This window comes from Maricaulis maris, assembly GCF_003634045.1.
GTDB lineage: Bacteria > Pseudomonadota > Alphaproteobacteria > Caulobacterales > Maricaulaceae > Maricaulis > Maricaulis maris.
In genome coordinates this window covers 471,241-487,440 of the sequence record NZ_RBIM01000001.1, presented here as the reverse complement: position 1 = coordinate 487,440, position 16,200 = coordinate 471,241, and the positions used below count along the sequence as shown (strand labels likewise).

Genomic DNA, 16,200 nt, shown 5'->3' with positions numbered 1-16,200 from the left:
ACCGCCCGGGCGTTCTTTGTCCGGCTAGCCGATCATGCCTTCCGGCGGCTTGACCAAGGCGATGAACTCGACCCGGTTCTCACCGGCCTGGGCGCTGACGCGGCCACCATTGGTGCGGGCAATCAGTCCCGTATAATACGGCTGGATCGAGCGACCATCATAGCCGTTCTCCGGAGCAATCGCCTCCAGGGCCTTCGCCGTACCTTCCTCCAAACGCGCCCGCGGACCGTCCGAGATCACGCGCAGGCGCGCACCGCCGGCAGCGGCCGCCGCTTCCACCGTCACCGTGCCGCCGCGCGGGGCCGCATCGACGCCCAGCAGGCACATGTTCAGCAACAGGCGCGCGGCCTGCTTCTCCAGCCCGGTGGCTTCAACCTTCCAGACAATCTGCGGCTTGACCGCCGAGAACATGGCTTCGGTCAGGCGTTGCAGCTCGCGGCTGTCGAGAATGCCCGGTGCTGACCCGCCAGCCCCGAAAGCGAGGCGGCAGAATTCCAGCTTGGCCTGGGCCTGGCGCGAGCTTTCGCGGACCAGCTCCATGGCGTCGTCATGCATGTCCGTCGAGTCCGGATCGTCGAATACGCTCAGCGCAGCGCTGAGCGCCGAAACCGGGCTGACGAGGTCATGACAGAGCCGTGCACAGAGCAGGGCGGCGAGTTGGTCGGCCGGGATTTCGGCGGGAAGAGCATCTTGCATGCGAATTTCCATACACGATTCTTGAGGATCGGTGACGGTTTTCGCACCGTGACTGCAATCACGGTCGCGGAAAGGTCTTGGCAACCGGATCAGTCCAAGACATGATTCGTCCCCGGCTGTGGGGACAGGTTTTGCGTTGCGTTTGGGGACAAGCCACAAACCGGTGCGAGACTTGCTTGATGGACCAGACAGGCCTGATCCGCTACGGACAGGCGTGTCGTTTGAGCAGACCGGAGTTTTGGGCAAGTGTCAGAGTTCGACGTCACCCGCGCCGATACCCGTCGCACGCGCGGCTTGGTAGCTTTCGCCAGCCTGGCGCTTTCCGCCGGCCTCTTGGCCGCGCTGATGCTGGGCGGTGAACCGCGCAGCGAAGCCGCCAGCACCGAAGCCATGAGCCTGGCGATGGCCGCACCGACCGATCCGGCCAACATCGTCCCGGTTCAGGACGTGGACGTCGAAGCCGCGCCGCGCGTGCTCAGCGCCGCCGATCTGGCACGCGTCAATGATGCCGCCTTCACCGAATGCCGGACCTGCGCCACCCGGATCCAGATCGAGCGGATCGTGCCGCGTGGCGGGACCATGGCCGGCTTGCTGGATGATGCCGGTGTTGATCGCGTCGAAGCCGCTCGGGCCATCGCCGCACTGGGAACGGTTTTCGACCTGCGCTACCTGAATATCGGCGAACGGATCAATCTGTATTTCGGCGCCGATGCGGCCGCCGATGGCGGTGAGGCCGCGACACGGTTTGAAGGCCTGTCCTTCCGCCCCGATATCGAGCGTTCGATCACCGTTGCCCGCACGTTTGACGACACATTCCGCGCCCGCGAGACGATCGCCGAGTTTGATCGCGAAATGGTGCGAGCCTCCGGTTCCATCACCGCCTCGCTCTATGTCGACGCCCTTGCCGCCGGCGCCACCGACCGGGTCGTCAACGAACTGGCCAGCGTCCTCGCCTACGCCATTGACTTCCAGCGCTCGATCCAGCCCGGCGATGAATTCGACATCCTGTTTGAGCGGTTCGTCGATGAGGAGGGCCATACCGCCCGCACCGGTGACATTCTCTATGCGATGTATGACGGTCGCGGCGATGCCAAGGAATTCTTCCGTTACGAGACCGAAGACGGGATTGTCGGCTATTACAGCCCCGAGGGCGCCAGCGCCCAGCGCCTTTTGATGCTGACTCCGGTCAATGGCGCCCGCCTGTCCTCATCCTTCTCGAGAGCGCGCCGTCACCCGATCCTGGGCTATACGCGCCGCCATAACGGCACCGATTTCGCGGCCCCGACCGGCACCCCGGTGATGGCCGCCGGCAATGGCGTCGTCGAACGCGCCGACCGCTATGGCAGTTTCGGCAATTATGTTCGCATCCGGCACGCCAATGGCTACCAGACCGCCTATGCCCACCTGAACGGCTTCGCCCGCGGCATCCGCGCCGGCAGCCGTGTCACCCAGGGCCAGGTCATCGCCTATGTCGGCACGACCGGTCGCTCGACCGGTCCGCACCTGCACTATGAAGTCCACCACAATGGCACGCCGCGCAACCCGATGACGCTGGACCTGCCGACCGGCCGCCAGCTGTCGGAAGACGAGATCCCGCTGTTTGAAGCCGAACGCGACCGCATCATCGCCATCCGCAACGCGGCCCGCCCGGCGGCTGACACCGACACGCCGATCGTCGCCGATGCGGGGAACGGGGCGCAGTAGTATCTGGGGCGAAGACCGCAGGTCCTCGCCCTTGATGGGCGAGGTGGATCGCCCGCAGGGCGAGACGGAGTGGGTGATCGGCTGTCAGTGCAAACAAGCGGTGACAGGCCTTCATTTTCGCGCGCCACGCGCGCGGTCGTCCATAGATCACTTGGCAGCCATCGGGCCGTAACCGGTTCTTGAGGTCAAGGGCGCCGCAGGCGCCGCTCCGCGGGCATGCCCCTTGAGCTCAAGAACCGGTTACGGCTTTCTCTCGGCAAGTGATTTATGGCCGAGCGTGCGCCGCGGGCGCGGTAACGTCACCTGTTTCCTCCCCAAGCCAGCCCCGCCTCGGGAGGCGAATGGTCAGTGCACCGGGACAACGGTATCTGTCCCGAGCCGGCCGCGATCGCCGCCCGTCATGGACGCCAAGCGGGATTGCGACGCGTCTGATCTCGCTATTGCCAAGCCGTCCGGCTTGTTAGCCATTCGCTGATCCGAGACGCGTCGAAACTAGGAAATACGCATGATGCAAAGTTTCAAATCCGCTTGCCTTCTCATCGGAATGGGCTTGTTCGGTTATGCAGGGACGGCATCTGCCCAACAAGCCGCCCCGCCTGTTTGCGGTCAGGACGTCGCACCATATTCGGATTTCGATTTCGTGATCGGCGAGTGGGACTTCTTTACCGCCGACGGGCAACAGATCGGCACCCAGACCTATACCCGGCGGGAGGCTGGTTGTCTGGTGGTTGAAGACTGGTCGACCTTCGATGGCGGCACAGGCACAGGAATGACGTTTGTCGACCCGGCCACCGGGCATTGGCGGCAGGTCTGGATGAGCCCGCGCTTTCACATCGACTATTCAGGCGGACTCGACGCAACGGGCGCGATGGTCCTGGAAGGCCGGTTGCACAGCAATGCGGACGGCAGCGAAATGCAGGTCCGTGGCGTTTGGGCACCGCAGGAGGACGGTAGCGTCCGACAAGAATTCTGGGTCCGCCCGGACGATACGTCTGATTGGGCCCCCCTCTTTGTCGGATACACCCGACGCCGGTAGCGCGACTAGCCAGAGCGGCACGGTGGTTTCACCTGCTTCCTTGACGGGCCAACCTCGACAAAACGGCGACGCAGTTCATTTATCTGATCTCCGCCGGTCTTCGCGGGGCGTCCGTCGGGGATGACGACCGACATCGACGCCCATTGACCCCCGTCCTCGCCGCGCCTATCTAGCACCCTAGGCATGGAGATGCCCGCCGCTCGCAGGTTTTTGGCCTTGGTGAAATCTCCCTTGAACACGACATTTCCCTCACGTCTTTTCGACATGCGGCGGGATGGCAAGGCGAGCCCCATCACTTGAACCGCATGCCAGAAGAAAAGGGCATGTCATGACCTCATCCCAACCGCTTTCGCGCGATGCGCTGAAAGCCCAGGCCAAGCGTTTGCGAAAAGCGCTGGAAGCCGAAGGCAATTTTGTCTCGCACAGCGAGGCCCTTGAACTCCTTGCCCGCCAGATGGGCTATCGCGACTGGAACACACTCAGTGCCGCTGCCGGCAACCGGCCGGACACGCCGCTCGCCGTTGGCGGGCGTGTCTCCGGACATTATCTTGGCCAGGCATTCCAGGCCGACATTATCGGCCTGCAATCGATTGCCGGTGGTGCCGGTGGCTGGCGGGTTTCGCTGGCCCTCGACGAAGCCGTCGATGTAGTAAAGTTCGACAGTTTCTCGGCGTTTCGCCAACGCATCAATGGCACGATCGGTCGCGATGGCCGCTCGGTCGCGCATACCTCGGACGGCACGCCGCACCTGCAATTGTCGCTTCGATAATCTGCGAAACAAAACAGCGTTGATCCCGAACGCGTCAACCTCTACGACCCCGCCTGTACTCAATGAGACGGGCGGGGTCGCATGCTCAACATCCTGGTTCTGTGCACGGGCAATTCCGCGCGCTCCATCCTGGGCGAAGCCCTGATCAATGCCCGTGGCCAAGGCCGGGTGGCGGGATACTCCGCCGGCTCGGCACCGACCGGCACACCCAATCCCCTCGCCCTTGAGACCCTCGCCGCCCACGGCCTGCCCGCCACCGGCTATAGCTCGAAAAGCTGGGACGTGTTTTCCGCGGCGGACGCGCCGGTCCTCGATGCCGTCATCACGGTCTGCGACAGCGCCGCGGCGGAAGTCTGCCCGGTCTGGCCCGGTGCCCCGGTCAAGACCCATTGGGGCCTGCCCGACCCGGCTGCCATTGCCGATGCCGAGGCCGCCCGAAAAGCCTTCCATGACACGTTCAACACGCTGGACGCCCGCATCACCGCCTTGATGGCCGCACTTGACGGCGATGATCGCGACGCGCTCAAACGCGCTTTTGATACTCTCGCCGCCCGACAGGACACACCCGCATGACCGACACCACCGTACAGGACGCCGCCCCGGGCGGGATCGGCTTTTTCGAAAAATGGCTGTCGGTCTGGGTCGGCATGGGCATGGCGGCGGGTATCGCCCTCGGCGTGATCATGCCCGGCGCCTTTGCCTGGCTCGCCGGGCTTGAATACGCCTCGGTCAATCTCGCCATTGCAGTGCTGATCTGGGCCATGGTCTGGCCGATGATGATCCAGATCGATTTCGGCTCGCTGACCCATGTTGGCGAACGGCCCAAGGGGCTGATCATCACCCTGGTCGTCAACTGGCTGGTCAAGCCCTTCTCGATGGCGCTTCTGGGCGTGTTGTTCTTCGAGCATGTCTTCGCCCCCTGGCTGCAGCCCGAGGACGCCCAGCAATACCTGGCCGGCGTCATCATCCTCGGCGCCGCACCGTGCACGGCCATGGTTTTCGTGTGGTCGCAGCTGACCAAGGGCGACGCCAATTACACCCTGGTCCAGGTCGCCGCGAATGACCTCATCATGGTCGTCGCCTTTGCCCCGATCGTCGCCCTGCTGCTCGGCGTGACCGATATCACCGTCCCGTGGGACACGCTCCTGCTGTCGGTCGGCTTGTATGTCGTCATCCCGCTGATCGCCGGCTGGCTGACCCGCAAGGCATTGTCGCGCGGCAAGTCCGCCGCGGGTGCCGACAAGGCCGTCGGTGATTTCACGGCGCTGATCAAACCGGCCTCGATCATCGGCCTGATCGGCACGGTGATCATCCTGTTCGGCTTCCAGGGCGAGACCATCCTGACCCAGCCCATCACCATCGCCATCATCGCGGTGCCGCTCCTGATCCAGTCCTACGGCATTTTCGCCATTGCCTATGGCGCCGCCTGGCTGTGGAAGACCCCGTTCAACATCGCCGCCCCCTGCGCCATGATCGGCACCTCGAACTTCTTCGAGCTGGCCGTCGCGGTCGCCATCAGCCTGTTCGGCCTGAATTCCGGCGCCGCGCTGGCGACCGTGGTCGGGGTGCTGGTGGAAGTGCCGGTGATGCTGTCCCTGGTGGCCTTTGCCAACCGGACGCAGGGCTGGTTTGCGGGGCGGTAGGGGGCGGGCGAACCGGAATCGCCATCGGAAACGTCCGCGCCTCGCGGAGAGATATTCATTCTTGGCTTGTCAGCCGTTTGCCCAGGCAGGTTCAGCGCGTCAAGGGCGGCTTTGCCGCCGCGAAGCGGCCCTTGGCCCTTGACGCGCTGAACCTGCCTGGGCCTGATCTCGGCAAGCCAACAATGGATGCTTGGGCAGGCGGGCTGCCCGTTTTCGAACGAGAATGGGGCGGCCATCACGACCGCCCCAAACATCAATTCACCGCGTCCGGCCTCGGCACTTTCACACCCACGGCAACCCCATTCACCGTCAGCACACCGGCCTCGCTGGAGACCTGGATGGTGTCGCCATCCTTGATCTTGCCTTCCAGCAGGAGACGGGCGAGCGGGTCCTGGAGCTCTTTCTGGATGACGCGCTTCAGCGGGCGCGCGCCATAGGCCGGGTCATAGCCCTTGGCGGCCAGCCAGGCGCGGGCGCCGGCGTCGATTTCGATCACCATGCGGCGGTCTTCCAGCAGGCGCTGGAGATAACCGAGCTGGATGTCGACGATGGCGCCCATATGCGCTTCGGCCAGCTTGCGGAACAGGATGACCTCGTCGATCCGGTTGAGGAATTCCGGCCGGAAATGACCGCGCACGACCGCCATCACACTGTCCCGCGCCTCCTCGACATCATCGACCAGTTGCAGATGCTCCGACCCCAGATTGGAGGTCATGATGATGATCGTATTGCGGAAATCGACCGTGCGGCCCTGCCCGTCTGTCAGCCGGCCATCATCAAGGACTTGCAGCAGCACGTTGAAGACATCCGGGTGCGCCTTCTCGATCTCGTCGAGCAGGACGACCTGGTAGGGACGCCGGCGCACAGCTTCGGTCAGGGCACCGCCCTCCTCATAGCCGACATAGCCCGGCGGGGCGCCGATCATGCGCGAGACCGAGTGTTTCTCCATGTATTCCGACATGTCGAGGCGCGAGACGGCGGTCTCGTCGTCGAACAGGAATTCAGCCAGCGCCTTGGTCAGCTCGGTCTTGCCGACACCGGTCGGGCCGAGGAAGAGGAAGGAGCCGATCGGACGGGCCGGATCCTTCAGACCAGCGCGGGCCCGGCGCACGGCGTCGGACACCGCTTCCAGGGCCGGGTCCTGGCCGATCACCCGGCCGCGCAGCGCGTCTTCCATGCGCAGCAGCTTGTCACGCTCGCCTTCGAGCATCTTGTCGACGGGCACACCGGTCCAGCGCGAGACGATCTGGGCGATCTGCTCGTCATCGACGACTTCCTGCATCGTGGTCCCGTCATCGCCCTCGGCCTCGGCGGCGGCGAGCTTGCGTTCAAGGTCGGGCAGTTGGCCGTATTTGATCTCCGACGCCCGGCCGAGATCACCGCGCCGTTCGGCGTCGGCGAGTTCGGAACGGGCCCGATCGATGGCTTCCTTGAAGGTGGTGGCCGAGGCCAGCTTGTCCTTTTCGGCGCGCCAGGTGGCGGTCAGTTCGGCGGAGCGGGATTCCAGCTCGGCGATCTCCTTGGAGATTGTTGCCAGGCGTTCCTTCGAGGCGTCATCCGCCTCCTTCTTGAGCGCCTCCGCCTCGATCTTGAGCTGGATGGCGCGGCGGTCGATCTCGTCGAGCTCTTCCGGCTTGCTATCGATCTGCATGCGCAGGCGGGCCGAAGCCTCGTCCATCAGATCGATCGCCTTGTCGGGCAGGAAACGGTCGGTGATGTAGCGGTTGGAGAGGTTGGCGGCGGATACGATGGCGCTGTCGGCTATGCGCACGCCGTGGTGAACCTCGTATTTCTCCTTCAGGCCCCGCAGGATGGAGACCGTGTCCTGCACCGTCGGCTCCTCGATCATCACCGGCTGGAAGCGCCGTGCCAGGGCGGCATCCTTTTCGACATGCTTGCGATATTCGTCCAGCGTCGTGGCTCCGACACAATGCAGCGCACCGCGCGCCAGGGCGGGCTTCAACAGGTTGGACGCATCCATGGCGCCATCGGTCTTGCCGGCGCCGACGAGCGTGTGCATCTCGTCGATGAAGAGGATGATCTGGCCGTTGGCATTCTCGACCTCGGACAGCACCGCCTTGAGCCGCTCCTCGAACTCGCCGCGATATTTCGCACCGGCGATCAGGGCGCCCATGTCCAGCGCGAGAAGGCGCTTTTCCTTCAGGCTTTCCGGCACATCGCCATTGACGATGCGCAGGGCCAGGCCTTCGGCGATGGCGGTCTTGCCAACGCCCGGCTCACCGATCAGGACGGGATTATTCTTGGTCCGGCGCGACAGGACCTGGATGGCGCGGCGGATTTCCTCGTCCCGGCCGATGACCGGGTCAAGCTTGCCGTCGCGGGCGACTTCAGTCAGGTCGCGGGCATATTTCTTGAGCGCCTCATAGCCGTCTTCGGCCGACTGGCTGTCGGCCGTCTTGCCCTGGCGCAGATCATTGATCGCGGTGTTGAGGGCCTGCGGTGTCACACTGGCGGCCTTGAGGATGTCGGCACCCTTGGTGCCGCTCGCCAGCGCCGTTGCCAGCAGGATGCGCTCGGCCGTGACGAACTGGTCGCCGGCCTTTTTGGACGCCTCCTCGGCAGCGCCAAACAGCTTGGCCGTCTCCGGCGCAAGATAGAGTTTGGCCTCCGCCCCGTCGACGCGCGGCAGGGCGGCCAGGGCCTGATCGACCCCGTCCTGCACCTGACGGACACGGCCGCCTGCGGCCTTGATCAGATTGCCGGCCAGACCGGCATTGTCGTCCATCAGCGCCTTGAGCACATGCACGGGCGTGAATTGCTGGTGGCTTGATTTCAGGGCCAGCCCTTGAGCGGCCTGGATGATCGACCGCGCGCGGTCTGTATAGTTCTCGAATTCCATGTCGATCCCCCGGATAAGGCGAGATAGGTTGCAGTTCGCCGCCTTGATCAAGCACGGCAAACTCGCGTTTCAGACCGCATGTAGGTGTTGCATATGCACCACACAAGGGGCTGATCTGCGACATTCTGACCACGGTTTCACCCGGACGCAGCGGAGCGACTCGGACCATGCCCCAGCTTACAGCCATCACACGCTTTCCGGTCAAAGGACTTGGCCCCGACCCGCTGACCACGGTGCCGCTGCGTGCCAACCACACCCTGCCGATGGATCGCGCCTTCGCCATCGAGAACGGCCCCTCGCCATTCGATGCCGCCGCGCCGGGTCACGTAAAAAAGAAACATTTCCTGATGCTCGCCGGCCAGGCCGAGTTGGCGCGGCTGATTTGCCGCTACACCGAGTTCGACGGGCGCTACACGGTCAGCCTCGACGGCAGCACATCAATCGCGGTGACGCTGGACGATGCCGATACCCACCAACCGCTGTTTGACTGCCTGCAAGAGCTGGTCGGCGATGCCATCCGGGGACCGCTGCGCCTCGTTCACGCCCCTGACCAAGCCATGACCGATATTCCCCAGCCGCAGATATCCCTGATCAACGCCGCCTCGGTGCGGGACTTGTCCACCAAGGTCGGCCAGTCGCTCGACCCGGTCCGCTTTCGCGGCAATTTGTTGGTCGACGGGCTTTCGCCCTGGGAGGAGTTCGAGCTGGTGGGGCAGGAGGTCAGGATCGGCGGCGTCAAATGCCGGGTTGAGAGCCGCATCCGCCGCTGCGCCGCGACCAGCGTGCATCCCGGCAAGGGTGAGCGCGATATCGATGTGCCCGCAGCGCTGTTCGAGCACTACGGGCACATGGATTGCGGTCTGTATCTGACGGTTCTTGAGGATGGCGAGATCGCGCTGGGTGAGCGGCTCAACCCGATTGCTGCACCACACTAGGAAGATCTGGCCAATCGTCCTGACTTGTCGTCTCGGACAGATTTAGGTCAACATCTCTGAGCGCAGTCAACACATCAACGCCGCGAATATAGTTCTCATACTCCACTTTTCCCTCAACATAGCAAACATTGTAGGCATCGTATGCTTGATTTCGTATTTGGACAATTCGGTGAAAACCACTTCCCAGTCGGTTCAATGACTGAGCTCCAAAAACATTCCTCTCAAACACTACAGCTGAACCCGAAATCGCCGTAAAAAATATCAATCCTGAAGAAACAAGATGAGACGGCTCGTAAGTCCCATAAGCGGCAAGCGAAACAGTGATAAGATACAAAAGAACTCTAACTATTCGGCTAATAACCTTGCCTTTTGAGGCATAATCATGAGCAGCAACGAAATCGTCTGCCGCACTGTTAAATAAACTTAAAGAATCTATCAATCTGCGCTGCAGACTATCGATGCGCCCTTTTTGTTCATCAATACTAAGGGAGTCCCAATCCGATTTGGACATTACTAATAGCGATTTAAGATCAATCATGAACGACCTTAACGCCGACAACTACAGTTCAAACGACCACCAATGCCGGCTTTTCCAACACAGCTCATAGCTTTCGGGCAGCCACCGCCACAGAAGTAGGACTCGGCTGCACCGCCTGTGATTTGGTATTTTGGCTTACTGGAGTGCTCAGAACGCACCCGGACCGCGTGGAGATGGAAACCAGTACGCAAAGAACAGTCACCTTGAACCAAATCAGACCAAAATTCCTCTTCATGCATCCGATCGTCAGGCGCGTTTGCTGAACGACAAAATTCGGCGATCTCCGCGCATTGCCTTGCCGAGTAGTAGCGAGGTCGACGCCCTTTACCTACAACATGCACTACAAGGGGATGGTTTCGAAAATTTTGTGAATTTCCGTTTCGAAGAGAATAAGTTGGCATTCAAGAATTCCTGTCGGTCGCATCATCCCGAAAGACGGCTTCTAACTTCTTGGTTACCATTTAGGTCGGCATGGTCAAACGCTGTCAACCCCCCTAGGTCGCAGGCGCCCAAGCTACACCCACTCGCGAGTAGCATCTCAATTGCCTTAACGTCATCTCGGAGCGTGGCATAAATCAACGGAGTCCATCCGAAACTATCCATCGCGTCCAAATCGGATATCGTAGCAATCGCTGATGCGAGCGCATCATAGTCTTGCTTTGCCAACGCATCTTGAAAATCTTTGTAGTCGGTCATGGAGGCCTCTTCATTTCGAGACGGCCCCAAATGATACTGGCATCCGAATCAGACGAGGCGCCGACAAATACTACCAGCGCCCAAATATAGTACCATACCACAACGCCAACCCTATATGTGCTACCTTTGGCACGAGCTGGGGCAAAAAAAGGCTTGCCGCGCGGCAACTTGGAAAGCCGCGCACCGGGAACACACATCAACTTCGCGCGACCAAAGGTTGACTTTTCCACAAGTTTATAAGGAGTGGGCGACGAGCGACAGCTCTAAGAGTTCAGCCGCACACTCGACGATTAACGCCTGAAATTGCGGGTTTGCCCTGCCGTCCCTTATTTCAAACTGTCGCGAAAAACCTCGCCTAAGCGGCCTGGGTCTCCGGACCGTCACCGCCGGTCTTGTCGGAACTGCCTTCATCGGCGGTTTCCGACGCGGATTTGAGGGCGGCCTCGGCAGCGCGGGCCGCTTCCATTTCCGCCTTGGTGCGGCGCGGACGACGGGTGCGGCGACGCGGCTCTTCAGCCTCATTGCCGGCATCTTTCGGCGCGTCGGACGTCGTCTCCGGCGACGGCGCATCACCCTCGGGGGTCACCACGCCAAGCGGGTCGTCCTGGGTGTCACGCTCCGTGTCGCGACCATTGCGACCGCGATTATTGCGGCCGCGGCGCGGTTCGCGCTGGTCACGATTCTCGTCCTGATCCCGGTCACGGCGCTCGCGCGGCTGACGGTCACCCCGGTCCTGACGGTCACCGCGATCCTGGCGGTCGCCCCGGTCCTGACGATCATGGCGGTCATTCCGGTTCTGGTTCTGGCCCTGGCCCTGGCCATTGCCGTTGTAATTGCCCTGGGACTGATTGCCGTCGTCGTCATCATCCATGTTGTCGCCATTGTCGTCATCCTGGTTGGGATCACGCTTGGGCTGGTTCAGCTGGACGATGCGCAGATAGTGTTCGGCGTGCTGGAAGAGATTTTCCGCCCGCACCCGGTCACCCGCCGACGACGCGTCGCGCGCCAGCTGCATGTATTTGTCATAGATCTGGGACGCGTTGCCGCGGATCTTCACCTCGGGACCATTGCTCTCATAGCTACGGTTCGCGGAATTGCCGGGCTTACGTCCTCGACCACGTTGACGCTTCATATCGCGTTATCCTGTTCAACAGCGATGCATATCTAACTTCTGGCTTGGCGGTGCATTCGCAGGTGCAAGCCTGTGCGCTGATACGTTGGGGATCCAAATAATTGACCGGATAATGGCAGGTGGCTCATCCGGCCGCGCGAGACCCCCGTACTGGCGCGATCCACCTGCCTTGGTCCGGACCCTAGACCGCGATGGCGGGCATTCCAAGCCCTTTTAGCGGTCACCCCCGGATCGCCGCCCGATGACGACGCGGTCATGGCCGGCAAGGTCCGCTTTCACGGCAATACTGACAAGGCCGGACGACCGTGCCAGATCGCTCACCGCAGCGCCTTGGTCAAAGCCGATCTCAAGCGCAAACAGCCCGCCCGGCACCAGCAGGCGCGGCAGGTCGCGAATGATTTCGCGATAGGCGTCGAGCCCGTCGGCGCCGCCATCCAGCGCCAGGGCCGGTTCATGGTCGCGCACTTCAGGCGCCAGCCCGGCCAACACGTCAGTGACAATATAGGGCGGGTTGGACACCAGGATATCCGCCGAGGCATCAGCCAGCCCCGCCCCCCAGCGCCCCTGCAGAAAGCGAGCGCGATTCGCCAGGCCGCAACGTTCGGCATTGCCGCTCGCGACGATCAGGGCCGCGTCGGACAAGTCGACGCCGAGACCGTTCCAGCCCGGCCGTTCCGACAACAGGGCGAGCAGGATGGCGCCGGAACCGGTGCCCAGATCGACCAACCGCGCAGCGTCGGTCCCGGCCTCCGACAACACGGCTTCGACGAGGGATTCGGTGTCTGCCCGCGGCGTCAGCACATCCGCCGTGACAGCAAGATCCAGCGTCCAGAAAGGCTGACTGCCCAAAACCTGCGACAAGGGCACGCGCTGCAGACGGCGCCAGCTCAGGGCGGCGAGCCGTTCGGCCTGTTGCCAGGAAAACAGGGCGGGATCGGCCAGGGCCTGGGCGAGACTGGCGGGAGCCAGGACATGATTGAGCAGGAAACGCGCCTCGTCTCCGCCCTCATCAACCCCGGCCGCGATCAGGCGCGCGGCGAGATCGCTGCGGATATCAGCGAGAGACAGCGCCTGCCAGGCCTCAAGCAGCGGTTTATGGTCCGCCACGTCAAAGCCGGACCGGGCCGCCTCAACCAGCGCGTCGAAAGGCCCGCGCGCCATGGCGCTTACGAATTGTCTTCGAGGGCGGCCAGGCGCGCCGCCTGGTCCTCGGCGATCAGGGCGGTGATGACCTCGTCCAACCCGTCACCAGCGACAATGTCGTCCAGCTTGTAGAGGGTCAGATTGATGCGGTGATCGGAGACCCGGCCCTGGGGATAATTATAGGTGCGGATGCGCTCGGAACGGTCGCCGGACCCGATCTGGCCCTTGCGGTCGGCGGCCCGTTCGGCGGCGGCGGCCTCGCGCTGCATGTCGTAGAGCTTTGCCTTGAGGATTTCCTGCGCCCGGGCCCGGTTCTGGTGCTGAGATTTTTCCTGGCAGACAACGACAATCCCGGTCGGGATATGGGTCATGCGCACGGCTGAATCGGTCTTGTTGACGTGCTGGCCGCCGGCGCCGGAGGCCCGCATCGTGTCGACCCGCACATCCCCCATATCGAGTTCGATATCAATGTCTTCCGGCTGCGGCATGATCGCCACCGTCGCGGCCGAGGTGTGGATACGGCCCTGGCTTTCCGTCGCCGGGACACGCTGCACCCGATGCACGCCGCTCTCGAATTTCAGACGCCCGAACACGCCATTGCCGGAGATCGCCGCCACGACTTCCTTGAAGCCGCCATGCTCGCCATCAGACGCTGAAACCAGCTCCCAGCTCCAGCCGCGCAGCTGGGCATAGCGCTGGTACATGCCATAGAGATTGCCCGCAAACAGGGCCGCTTCATCGCCGCCTGTGCCGGCCCGTATCTCGATCATGGCATTGGCGCTGTCATCCTTGTCTCGTGGTAACAGCATCAGGCTCATCGCATGCTCGAGCTCGGGCAGGCGTTCCTTCAGCGCGTAATATTCCTCACGCGCCATGTCGGCCATTTCCGCATCCTCGCCCTCCATCATCTCGGCGAGCTCGGCGAGTTCGGCGCGGGCCGACTTCAGCGCATTGGCCTTTTCGGCCACGGGCTTGAGCTCGGCATGCTCCTTGGAGAGCTTGACGATTTCATCCGGGTCGGCGGCGGCGCCCAGGCGGGCTTCCACCTGGTCGAACCGGTCGATGACTTGGGCGAGTCTGGCTTCAGGTGCGTGCATGACGCTCCGTTAGCACCTCGCGCGAGCGATGAAAATCCTGCGCCGCTGTCGGGACACCCGTCAGGCCAGTACCGCCATCACATTGCGCACCGCCATGATGATCAACACGATCGAGCCGAGGGTGAAGACCAGAAAGCGTATCGGGATGAAGTTCCACAGGCACTGGATCAGCGAGTGGACCACCCGGATCAGCACATAGGCCCAGGCCAGCATGATGTTGAATTCGTCCGACACGCCGACCAGGTGGGAGTAAAGCACCAGCGCATAGAAGATCACCGGCTGTTCGTGCAGGTGATTGTAATTATCCGCGATACGCCGCACCTCGATGGGCAGGCGGTCCATCACGGACTTGTCTTTCACCGTCGCCGGGTCGATCCCGGCCTTGCGCATGGCCGGAATGCGGGTGGCATACATCCACACCCACATGATCAGCGTCCAGCAAACCAGCGCCAATATCGGCGTCATCATTGATTGAAACATAGCTCAGCCCTCCCCGGCCATTTTGCCGGAGGTTAGTCCGAGTTTGGTTGATTTGGCGAGAGGGCGGTTTTTCGCCCTGCAGACCATCCGGTTGGTCGTCCCGGATGGACGCCCGGCGCAGGCCGGGCACAAGTCCGGGACCTTGATACCGATCAACCCGCCGCATTGCCGCCGCGATCCCTGCCAATTCCCGCCTTTCACTGGGTCTAGCCTCTTGCAGGACAGCACCAGAACGCGTTCTATGGGAAAAAATTCGAGTATGCCGGATTCAACGATGGAATTTCACCGCACCAAGCGTCTGCCGCCTTACGTTTTCGAAGAAGTCAATCGCCTGAAGGCCAAATTGCGGGCCAATGGCGCCGACATCATCGATTTCGGCATGGGCAATCCGGATCTGCCAACCCCGCCGCATATCCTCGCCAAGCTGCGCGAGACGACAGAGAAGCCGCGCACCAATGGCTATTCCGCCTCGCGCGGAATTCCCGGGCTGCGCAAAGCCCAGGCGCGTTATTACAAGCGCCGCTTCGATGTTGATCTCGACCCGGACAGCGAGGTCATTGTCACGCTGGGCTCCAAGGAAGGCTTTGCCAATCTCGCCCAGGCGATCACCGCGCCGGGCGATGTCATTTTGGCGCCGTCACCCTCCTATCCGATCCATACATTCGGCTTTCTTATTGCCGGCGGCACGATACGGCATGTCCACGCGCCGTCGCCGGAAGATTATCTGCGCGGACTCGAGCATGCAGCGAGGCATACGGTCCCGAGTCCGATCGCCGTCGTGGTTTGTTTTCCCTCCAACCCCACGGCACAAACCGCCTCGCTGGATTTCTACAAGGAGGTCGTGAAGTTCGCGACCAAGCACGATCTCCTCATTCTCTCCGATCTTGCCTATTCGGAGATCTATTTCGGTGGTGAGCCGACCCCGTCCATGTTGCAGGTCGAGGGAGCCAAGGAGCGCACTATCGAGTTCACCTCGATGTCGAAGACCTATTCCATGGCCGGCTTCCGGGTCGGCTTTGCGGCCGGTTCACCGCGGCTGGTCGGGGCCTTGGCCCGGGTCAAATCCTATCTCGACTATGGCGCCTACACGCCGGTCCAGGTCGCGGCCTGTGCCGCTCTGGATGGTCCACAGGACTGTGTCGACGAGGTCCGCGCCATCTACAAGCATCGCCGTGATGTGTTGGTGGAAAGCTTCGGCCGGGCCGGCTGGGCCATTCCGTCTCCGGAAGCCTCGATGTTCGCCTGGGCACCGCTGCCGCGCGGCTGCGAGGAGATGGGTTCGCTGGAATTTTCCAAGCAATTGATGGAAGAGGCCGGCGTCGCCGTCGCGCCCGGCATCGGCTTTGGCGAGCATGGTGAGGGCTATGTCCGCCTGGCGCTGGTCGAGAATGAGCAACGTATCCGGCAGGCGGCACGCGGTGTTGCCGACTTCCTCAAGTCCAGACAGCCAGCAATCCGGGCGGTCTGACCG

At 62.6% G+C, this 16,200-nt stretch carries 15 protein-coding genes; 7 read left to right on the top strand and 8 right to left on the bottom strand.

What is annotated here, in order from left to right; genetic code table 11:
* Positions 1–24: 24 nt before the first annotated feature.
* The gene (gene chpT / locus C7435_RS02355) at positions 25–696 is read right to left on the bottom strand and encodes a histidine phosphotransferase ChpT (RefSeq protein WP_233350658.1); all 672 of its coding nucleotides are present in this window, start codon (positions 694–696) and stop codon (positions 25–27) included.
* A gap of 246 nt (positions 697–942) precedes the next feature.
* Here chpT and C7435_RS02350 point away from each other — a divergent pair, with 246 nt between their 5' ends.
* From C7435_RS02350 to arsB, 5 genes are all read left to right on the top strand, one after another.
* Positions 943–2,400 carry a M23 family metallopeptidase gene (locus tag C7435_RS02350; protein ID WP_121209872.1) on the top strand — a complete coding sequence of 486 codons (1,458 nt, stop codon included), beginning with the start codon at positions 943–945 and terminating at the stop codon, positions 2,398–2,400.
* Positions 2,401–2,905: 505 nt separating this feature from the next.
* On the top strand, positions 2,906–3,436 hold the full coding sequence (locus C7435_RS02345) for a hypothetical protein (RefSeq protein WP_147422608.1): 531 nt from the start codon (positions 2,906–2,908) through the stop codon (positions 3,434–3,436).
* A gap of 328 nt (positions 3,437–3,764) precedes the next feature.
* Positions 3,765–4,205, top strand: coding sequence for a glyoxalase superfamily protein (locus tag C7435_RS02335; RefSeq protein ID WP_121209869.1), 441 nt, complete (start codon positions 3,765–3,767; stop codon positions 4,203–4,205).
* Positions 4,206–4,286: 81 nt separating this feature from the next.
* Positions 4,287–4,778: an arsenate reductase ArsC gene (locus C7435_RS02330; protein ID WP_121209868.1), complete on the top strand. Its 492-nt coding sequence runs from the start codon at positions 4,287–4,289 to the stop codon at positions 4,776–4,778.
* Positions 4,775–5,848 carry an ACR3 family arsenite efflux transporter gene (arsB, locus tag C7435_RS02325; RefSeq protein WP_121209867.1) on the top strand — a complete coding sequence of 358 codons (1,074 nt, stop codon included), beginning with the start codon at positions 4,775–4,777 and terminating at the stop codon, positions 5,846–5,848. The genes C7435_RS02330 and arsB overlap by 4 nt, the downstream gene beginning before the upstream one ends.
* A 253-nt stretch (positions 5,849–6,101) precedes the next feature.
* On the opposite strand, the gene clpB is transcribed toward arsB, so the two are convergent.
* Positions 6,102–8,708, bottom strand: a complete 2,607-nt coding sequence (gene clpB / locus C7435_RS02320; RefSeq protein ID WP_121209866.1) for an ATP-dependent chaperone ClpB — start codon at positions 8,706–8,708, stop codon at positions 6,102–6,104.
* A gap of 167 nt (positions 8,709–8,875) precedes the next feature.
* Between clpB and C7435_RS02315 the strand changes: the two genes are divergently transcribed.
* Positions 8,876–9,643 carry an MOSC domain-containing protein gene (locus C7435_RS02315; protein WP_121209865.1) on the top strand — a complete coding sequence of 256 codons (768 nt, stop codon included), beginning with the start codon at positions 8,876–8,878 and terminating at the stop codon, positions 9,641–9,643.
* Here C7435_RS02315 and C7435_RS16915 read toward each other — a convergent pair.
* The 6 genes from C7435_RS16915 to C7435_RS02290 form a co-directional block, all read right to left on the bottom strand.
* Positions 9,618–10,181: a hypothetical protein gene (locus C7435_RS16915; protein ID WP_147422607.1), complete on the bottom strand. Its 564-nt coding sequence runs from the start codon at positions 10,179–10,181 to the stop codon at positions 9,618–9,620. The two genes, C7435_RS02315 and C7435_RS16915, sit on opposite strands and share 26 nt — an antisense overlap.
* Before the next feature lie 423 nt (positions 10,182–10,604).
* The gene (locus tag C7435_RS02310; RefSeq protein WP_121209864.1) at positions 10,605–10,877 is read right to left on the bottom strand and encodes an ankyrin repeat domain-containing protein; all 273 of its coding nucleotides are present in this window, start codon (positions 10,875–10,877) and stop codon (positions 10,605–10,607) included.
* Positions 10,878–11,232: 355 nt separating this feature from the next.
* Positions 11,233–12,009 carry a DUF4167 domain-containing protein gene (locus C7435_RS02305; RefSeq protein WP_121209863.1) on the bottom strand — a complete coding sequence of 259 codons (777 nt, stop codon included), beginning with the start codon at positions 12,007–12,009 and terminating at the stop codon, positions 11,233–11,235.
* Positions 12,010–12,222: 213 nt separating this feature from the next.
* Positions 12,223–13,170, bottom strand: a complete 948-nt coding sequence (prmC, locus tag C7435_RS02300) for a peptide chain release factor N(5)-glutamine methyltransferase (RefSeq protein WP_121209862.1) — start codon at positions 13,168–13,170, stop codon at positions 12,223–12,225.
* A 5-nt stretch (positions 13,171–13,175) separates the two neighbouring features.
* Positions 13,176–14,249 carry a peptide chain release factor 1 gene (gene prfA / locus C7435_RS02295; RefSeq protein WP_121209861.1) on the bottom strand — a complete coding sequence of 358 codons (1,074 nt, stop codon included), beginning with the start codon at positions 14,247–14,249 and terminating at the stop codon, positions 13,176–13,178.
* A gap of 60 nt (positions 14,250–14,309) precedes the next feature.
* Positions 14,310–14,729, bottom strand: a complete 420-nt coding sequence (locus C7435_RS02290) for an MAPEG family protein (protein ID WP_075188903.1) — start codon at positions 14,727–14,729, stop codon at positions 14,310–14,312.
* A 274-nt stretch (positions 14,730–15,003) separates the two neighbouring features.
* Here C7435_RS02290 and C7435_RS02285 point away from each other — a divergent pair, with 274 nt between their 5' ends.
* Positions 15,004–16,197: an LL-diaminopimelate aminotransferase gene (locus C7435_RS02285; protein ID WP_170150315.1), complete on the top strand. Its 1,194-nt coding sequence runs from the start codon at positions 15,004–15,006 to the stop codon at positions 16,195–16,197.
* Positions 16,198–16,200 lie beyond the last annotated feature (3 nt).